8 protein-coding genes are annotated in these 6,744 nt (G+C 28.0%); 5 read left to right on the plus strand and 3 right to left on the minus strand.

From position 1 onward, the window contains the following. Window positions 1-85: 85 nt before the first annotated feature. The 3 genes from KGF52_RS12520 (at window position 86) to KGF52_RS12530 (ending at window position 3,381) form a co-directional block, all read left to right on the plus strand. Window positions 86-1,762: a ribonuclease J gene (locus tag KGF52_RS12520; RefSeq protein ID WP_227827473.1), complete on the plus strand. Its 1,677-nt coding sequence runs from the start codon at window positions 86-88 to the stop codon at window positions 1,760-1,762. Window positions 1,763-1,963: 201 nt separating this feature from the next. After that, window positions 1,964-2,164, plus strand: coding sequence for a CD1290 family small acid-soluble spore protein (locus tag KGF52_RS12525; protein WP_227434199.1), 201 nt, complete (start codon window positions 1,964-1,966; stop codon window positions 2,162-2,164). 53 nt (window positions 2,165-2,217) lie between these two features. After that, entirely contained in the window at window positions 2,218-3,381 is a 1,164-nt protein-coding gene (locus KGF52_RS12530; RefSeq protein WP_227434200.1) for a D-alanyl-D-alanine carboxypeptidase family protein, read from the plus strand. 114 nt (window positions 3,382-3,495) lie between these two features. Here KGF52_RS12530 and KGF52_RS12535 read toward each other — a convergent pair whose 3' ends face one another. From KGF52_RS12535 to KGF52_RS21460, 3 genes are all read right to left on the minus strand, one after another. Continuing rightward, window positions 3,496-3,918 carry a DUF2000 domain-containing protein gene (locus KGF52_RS12535; protein ID WP_227434201.1) on the minus strand — a complete coding sequence of 141 codons (423 nt, stop codon included), beginning with the start codon at window positions 3,916-3,918 and terminating at the stop codon, window positions 3,496-3,498. 3 nt (window positions 3,919-3,921) lie between these two features. Next, window positions 3,922-4,776, minus strand: coding sequence for an AraC family ligand binding domain-containing protein (locus KGF52_RS12540; protein WP_227827182.1), 855 nt, complete (start codon window positions 4,774-4,776; stop codon window positions 3,922-3,924). A 207-nt stretch (window positions 4,777-4,983) separates the two neighbouring features. After that, entirely contained in the window at window positions 4,984-5,118 is a 135-nt protein-coding gene (locus tag KGF52_RS21460) for a hypothetical protein (RefSeq protein WP_255287758.1), read from the minus strand. 258 nt (window positions 5,119-5,376) lie between these two features. Here KGF52_RS21460 and KGF52_RS12545 point away from each other — a divergent pair, with 258 nt between their 5' ends. Both KGF52_RS12545 and KGF52_RS12550 read left to right on the plus strand, forming a co-directional pair. Then, entirely contained in the window at window positions 5,377-5,973 is a 597-nt protein-coding gene (locus KGF52_RS12545) for a site-2 protease family protein (protein ID WP_227434204.1), read from the plus strand. 29 nt (window positions 5,974-6,002) lie between these two features. Continuing rightward, window positions 6,003-6,722: a segregation/condensation protein A gene (locus KGF52_RS12550; RefSeq protein WP_227840402.1), complete on the plus strand. Its 720-nt coding sequence runs from the start codon at window positions 6,003-6,005 to the stop codon at window positions 6,720-6,722. The last annotated feature ends 22 nt before the right edge of the window (window positions 6,723-6,744 follow it).

Below are 6,744 nucleotides of genomic sequence, written 5' to 3' on the forward strand. Positions count from 1 at the left end.
TAAGAATAACTGGTAGCGAGTGCGTGATTTGATATTATTTAAGATTGTAGAACGTGTTAAAAAATTAAATAGACAGAAGGAGATGATGCAATTGTTCAAAAAGAACACCAACAAGATAAAGGTAATGGCTTTAGGTGGACTTAACGAAGTTGGAAAAAACATGACTGTTGTTGAGTATAAAGATGAAATAATTGTTATAGATGCTGGACTTAGTTTTCCAGAAGATGAAATGTTAGGGGTAGATATAGTTATACCAGACATAACTTATTTAGTCAAAAACAGGGATAAAATAAAGGGTATATTTATTACACATGGACATGAAGACCATATAGGAGCTCTTCCATATATACTAAAAAAGATAAATGTTCCTGTATATGGAGCGAGACTTAGTATAGGTCTTATACAAGTAAAATTGAAAGAACATAAGATGAATAATGTTAAGTTAAATGTCATAACTCCAAGACAAGTTATAAAGCTTGATAATATGGAAGTAGAGTTTTTGAAAAATAACCATAGTATACCAGATGCTTACTCTATTGCAGTACACACAGACCAAGGGATAATATACCATACAGGAGACTTTAAGATTGATTTAACTCCAATTGATGGTGATGTTATGGATATGCATAGAATCTGTGAGTTAAGCAAAAAAGGAGTTCTTTTAATGTTAGCAGATAGTACTAATGCAGAAAAACCAGGATTTACTATGTCTGAAAAAACTGTTGGAGTAGGTCTTGATGAGTTATTTGCAAAGGGAAATGGTAGAAGAATTATAGTTGCTACGTTTGCATCTAACATACACAGATTACAACAAATAATAAATACCGCTGAAAAGTTTAATAGGAAGGTTGCTATATCAGGTCGTTCAATGGTAAATGTAGTTGGAGTTGCCAAGGAATTAGGATATTTAGATATTTCTGATGATATGCTAATAGATTTAAATGATATATACAAGTATGAAGATGGCGAGTTAGTGATAATAACGACTGGTTCACAAGGTGAACCAATGTCAGCTCTTGCTAGAATGGCTTTTTCAGAGCACAAAAAAGTAGAAATAAAGAGTGGCGATTTAGTGATAATATCCGCTCATCCAATACCAGGAAATGAAAAATTAATATCAAGAGTAATAAACTTCTTATTTGAAAAAGGAGCAGAAGTAGTATATAGTGATATAGCGGATATACACGTTTCTGGACATGCCTGTCAAGAAGAATTAAAGCTTATACATGCATTAGTTAGACCAAAGTTTTTTATGCCAGCTCATGGTGAATATAGAATGTTAAAAAGACATGCTGAAATAGCTGAACAACTTGGTATGGACAAGGAAAATATTTTTGTCATGCAAACAGGAGATGTTTTAGAGTTAGATAAGAACTCTGCTAAAGTAGCAAATCGTATACAAACAGGAAACATACTAGTTGATGGATTAGGTGTAGGAGATGTAGGTAATATAGTCTTAAGAGATAGAAAGCATTTATCAGAAGATGGTCTTATGATAGTTGTAGTAACTATTTCTAAAGATGAAGGTAAAGTTTTAGCAGGTCCAGATATAATATCTAGAGGCTTTGTGTATGTAAGAGAGTCTGAAGATTTAATGGATGGAGCAAAGGATATAATCAAAAACGTTCTAAACGAGTGTGAAGAGAAAAATATTAAAGAATGGGCTTATTTAAAGAATAACATTAAAGAAAACCTAAAAGAATATTTATATCAAAAAACTAAGCGAAATCCAATGATACTTCCTATAATAATGGAAGTATAGGATATAAAGTTTATAAAATTGAAAAGTAGACCTCTTGTAATTTTTAAAATGATATCAAAAAATTAAATTGATATCATCTTAAGAATTACAAGGGGTCTTTTTAATATTGAAAAATTTACATATTACATAAAATACCAATTATAACAATCTTTTATTAGTAAAAACTACTTATATATAAATTTTATTAATAGGAGGATATTTATGGATAATATTTCAAAACAAAATGCTAGAAAAGCTTTAAAACAAACTAAGATGGAAATAGCAGGAGAATATGGAATGAATTATGAAGATGCCTTTGAAATAATAGAAAATGCATCTAATAAAGGTGTTTTAGAAGGTTATTTTAAAAAGCTTGAAAAGAAAAAAAATTTAGGTCAAGGTATATCTAGGCATTTAGAATAAAAAAAGTTAATTGTGAGAAAATAAGTTTAAATAAACTTTAAGAGGTGACATCTATGAAAAAATTAGCTAGTACTGCTTTGGCTATATTACTTGCATTTACTCCTTTGAGTTTTTCTTTTGCAAATAGTAAGGACAATGCTGATGCCAACCAACTAAATATATCTTCAAAATCGGCAATTTTGATGGATGTTGGTAGTGGACAAATTTTATATGAAAAGGATGCTCATAAAAAGCTTCCTCCTGCCAGTGTAACAAAGGTAATGACAATGTTACTTATTGTAGAAGCTTTGGATTCAGGTGATATTAAACTTGATGATGAAGTACAAGTGAGTGAAACTGCATCTAGTATGGGTGGTAGTCAAATATTTTTAGAGCCAGGAGAAACTCAAAAGGTTGATACTTTATTAAAAGGTATAGCTGTTGCTTCTGCAAATGATGCCTGTGTAGCTATGGCTGAACACTTGGCTGGAAGTGTTGAAGGATTTGTTGATAGGATGAATTCTAAAGCAAAAGAGTTAAATATGAATGATACTCATTTTGCAAATACAAATGGACTTCCAGTAGCAAATCACTATACATCTGCTCATGATATAGCTTTAATGTCTAGAGAATTATTAAAACATGAAATGATAAGCAAATACTTAACTACATGGATGGATAAGGTTGTAGTAGGTAAAAAACAAGTTACAGTAGGTCTTGCAAATACTAATAAGCTTATAAAGCATTATCAAGGAGCTACTGGTGTTAAAACTGGATTTACTCAAGAAGCTAAATATTGTCTATCAGCATCAGCAAAAAGAGGTAATACTCATTTAGTTGCGGCAACTTTAGGTGCAGAAACTTCTCCCGAAAGATTTAATGATGCATCTAGTCTTTTAAATTATGGATTTGCAAATTATGAAAGCGTTAAGCTATGTAGTAAGGGAGATAATATTGCTACACTTACATTAGATAAAGCTGATGAAAATAAAGTCAAATTAGTTGCTAAAGAAGACTTAAATGCTCTTATTAAAAAAGGAAGTTCTAAAAAGTTTGAAAAGAAAATAGAAATAGTAAAAAATCCTAAAATGCCAATTAAAAAAGGTACTGTTTTAGGAAAGATAAAGATATGTAAAGATAAAAAAGTAATAGGTGAAGTAGAATTAATAAATAATAAAGATATAAATAAGGCAAGTTACCTACAAATGCTTCAAAGAATAATTGATAATATGATATAATCACTTGTGATAAGATAAAACTATAATTCACATAAAAAATGCCCGTATAGAATTACTATATGGGTATTTTTATTTAGTCTATTAAAAGTTGTTATAATCATATGCTTACAATGATTATCTAAGTAAAGGCATACTACCTGTAAGTTTATTTACTTGCTTTTTATTTCCATATATTCCTATACCAAAATACTGTAGTTCGTCTTCTTGGACAGTGGCAATTTTTTGTGTGAATTCCTCATAAATATTACAACCTTGTGCAACATCTGAAAAATCTACAACAGTTAATCCTTCAAATTCAGGAGTATATAATTTTTTACGTAAATTCTTTATAATTTCTTTGTTTCCTTTTAAGATAGGTACAGGTATAGCAACAATTCCTAAATGATTATTACCTGTTTTGTCAACTACATCTGGACCTACTATTTCTGGAGTATACTTACCTAGTGTAACTCCCATTACCGCTGCTGTATTTGATATAATTCCCATTGGTAAATTTTCATCTATTACCATAACACATTTCACATTTTTATTTTCCATTTTTTAATTCTCCTTTTCATCTTCTTTAAAGTTATTTTTATCATTGTTTATAAATATATTTTGATATTGTTTAGGTGTAAGACCAATAAAGTTTTTAAAAAAATTTGTAAAGTGACTTTGGTCTACAAATCCTGTTTGTATAGCAGCATCTATGGGTTCTATTCCATTTTCTAAAAGTTTCTTAGCTTTATTTACTCGTATATTTTCAAGGTATCTGTAAGGTGTAATGCCTTTTAATTTTGTAAAATTACGAAGTAATGAGTACTTATTCATTTTTGCTAGATAACTTAACTCATCAAGTGCTATACGTTCAGCATAATTATTTTCTAAATAATCACAGACTATTTGAATTTCTGTACTTATTTTTTCTGAGTTAGACTGCAAAACTGGTTCTGTATATTCCTTTATTACTTGTTCAATTAGGAAAAAGAATATTTCTTCTTTTTTAAAATCTAATTGTTCTTCCATAATTATATGATGTAGTTCTTGTAGTAAAGGTACTAATTCACTACGAAATATTACCTGCTGATTAAACTTAGGTAAATAATTTTTCCCTGTAATTTCTAAGACAGCTTTTTGCATTATTTCTGGTTTAATATTAATACATCTATAATCAAGAACTTCATTATCTATTTGTTCACAAGTATGACTATCAAAAGGATTAAAAAGTAATAAATCTCCTGTGCTTGTAGTATACTTTTTGTTTTTGCATGATAAATATCTTTGACCTTTCTCTATAAAACCAATTACATAGTGTTCATGAAAATGGTTTGGAAAATTTTGCATGATACCTTTGAATCTATATGCTTCAACTTCTAATTCACTATCAAAACATACTGTGCGTTTTTCTTGTTTCACCTGAACAACCTCCTTTCATATTGTATAAAGTGTAACATATATTTTTTTGTACTTCTTGTATGATATTGACTAAAAACTAATAACAACTAAAAAAATGACAACTTAATTTTTTTAGTTGTCAAATTAAATAATATTTATATGTAATTTATTTTGCTAACCGATTAAAGCTTCTGCCTTTTTCTTTACAAATAGCTAGTTATTAAGTATTTATTCAGTTGCAATAACTTCGTCTAACATGTTCCCATAAGAAGCAAATTCTTTTATAAATTTTAATACAAGGGCTGTATCTGATTCAATTGTGTATATAAATTTCAGTTCATTATTTTCTACAGTACTATTCATTTTGTTACTCTCTTTATTTGTAATACACGGATAAGATAACAACAATGTCAGTTTATGTCAATATAATATTATACTACCAATAAGTGTAATTATTATATTTTTACAGCTAATATGATATAATAATAAAAGTTATAAAATAAAAAATGAATTTTAATTTTATGCCTGTATACACAATTATTATAATATAAAATAATTTTGATTATAAGTTATTTAATTGTTATAATAGTATTAAAAATTCAATTTAGGAGATGTACATTAATGTTAAGTATGAATATAGGAGAAATCGTAGCAAGTTTGGTTGGTATAGCCATGGCAATATCAATACATGAGTTTGGTCATGCATACTCGGCACATTTATTAGGTGATGATACAGCTAAGGCTTATGGAAGAATGACATTAAATCCTGTAAGACATGTCGACCCAATTGGTCTTTTGGCTATGTTTATTCTTAGAATAGGATGGGCAAAACCAGTCCCAGTAAATCCTAATAACTTTAAAAATTACAAGATAGGCAATTTGATAGTTTCACTTGCAGGTGTTTTCTGTAATGTTCTGACTGCTATAGTCTGTGTCATTATAAATAAATATGTGCACATGTATGCGATAAATACAATAGCTGAATATGTATTCTTATATAGTATGGGATTTGCTGCTTTTAATTTACTTCCTATACCTCCACTTGATGGATGGGGAGTTATATCTACACTTGTTCCATATAAATGGAATGAATATGTGTATAAATTTGAAAATATGAGTTATATAATTTTGTTGATTGCTTTATTTACAGGTATATATCAAATAATATTAACACCAATATATACCGTATTACTAAGAATAGTATATTTATTTGTTTAATAAAATAAACAACTTAAAGAGGGGTTAATATGAAGTATAATATACAATTACAAGTCTATGAGGGACCATTAGATTTGCTGTATGACTTGATAACTAAACATAAGATAGATATAAAAGATATATCAATTATAGATATAACTAAGCAATATCTTAATTATCTAAAAATGTTAGATAAAATGGATTTAGAGATAACTAGCGAATTTATAACTATGGCATCTAAGCTTTTAGAGATAAAATCTAAATACTTACTTTACAAACAAAAGGATGAAGAAGAAGACCCAAGAATAGAACTTATGGAGAAATTAGAAGAATATAGAAAATTTAAAATAGCATCACAAGATATAAGGGAAAATATAACTTATATTAATGAAAGATTTTATAGAACCAAAGAAGAAATAGTTATTGATGATAATGTAGATTTAGAAGATATATCAATAGAGGCAATAAAAAATATACTTCCATATATATTTAAGATTAAAACATCACAAATTGAAAATACTAATGATGAAAAATTGGATAAAATAGTGAGAAAAAAGATAATATCTGTGGAAGAAAAAATAGTGTATATAAGAAATGTTATAAAAGAGAAAATAGAAGTTACTTTTACAAATATCATAAAATCATATGAAAATGATGAAATAATTGCTACTTTTTTATCTATATTGGAGCTTATAAAAGAAAAAGAGATAGTAGTGGTACAAGATATATTTTTTGATGATATTTTAATAAGAAAAAGTTCGGAGTGTTAAAATGAAAAGAGAAGATATAAAG

Origin of the sequence: Clostridioides sp. ZZV15-6597 (assembly GCF_020657815.1) — a bacterium.
In the GTDB taxonomy this organism is placed as follows: Bacteria; Bacillota; Clostridia; order Peptostreptococcales; family Peptostreptococcaceae; genus Clostridioides.

Bases quoted from the DNA above. Each gene is read 5' to 3' on its own strand.
- KGF52_RS12535 (WP_227434201.1), bottom strand. From the start codon at position 3,918: ATGGAAAATAAAAATGTGAAATGTGTTATGGTAATAGATGAAAATTTA.
- KGF52_RS12525 (WP_227434199.1), top strand. From the start codon at position 1,964: ATGGATAATATTTCAAAACAAAATGCTAGAAAAGCTTTAAAACAAACT.
- KGF52_RS21460 (WP_255287758.1), bottom strand. From the start codon at position 5,118: ATGAATAGTACTGTAGAAAATAATGAACTGAAATTTATATACACAATT.
- KGF52_RS12520 (WP_227827473.1), top strand. From the start codon at position 86: ATGCAATTGTTCAAAAAGAACACCAACAAGATAAAGGTAATGGCTTTA.
- KGF52_RS12550 (WP_227840402.1), top strand. From the start codon at position 6,003: ATGAAGTATAATATACAATTACAAGTCTATGAGGGACCATTAGATTTG.
- KGF52_RS12530 (WP_227434200.1), top strand. From the start codon at position 2,218: ATGAAAAAATTAGCTAGTACTGCTTTGGCTATATTACTTGCATTTACT.
- KGF52_RS12545 (WP_227434204.1), top strand. From the start codon at position 5,377: ATGTTAAGTATGAATATAGGAGAAATCGTAGCAAGTTTGGTTGGTATA.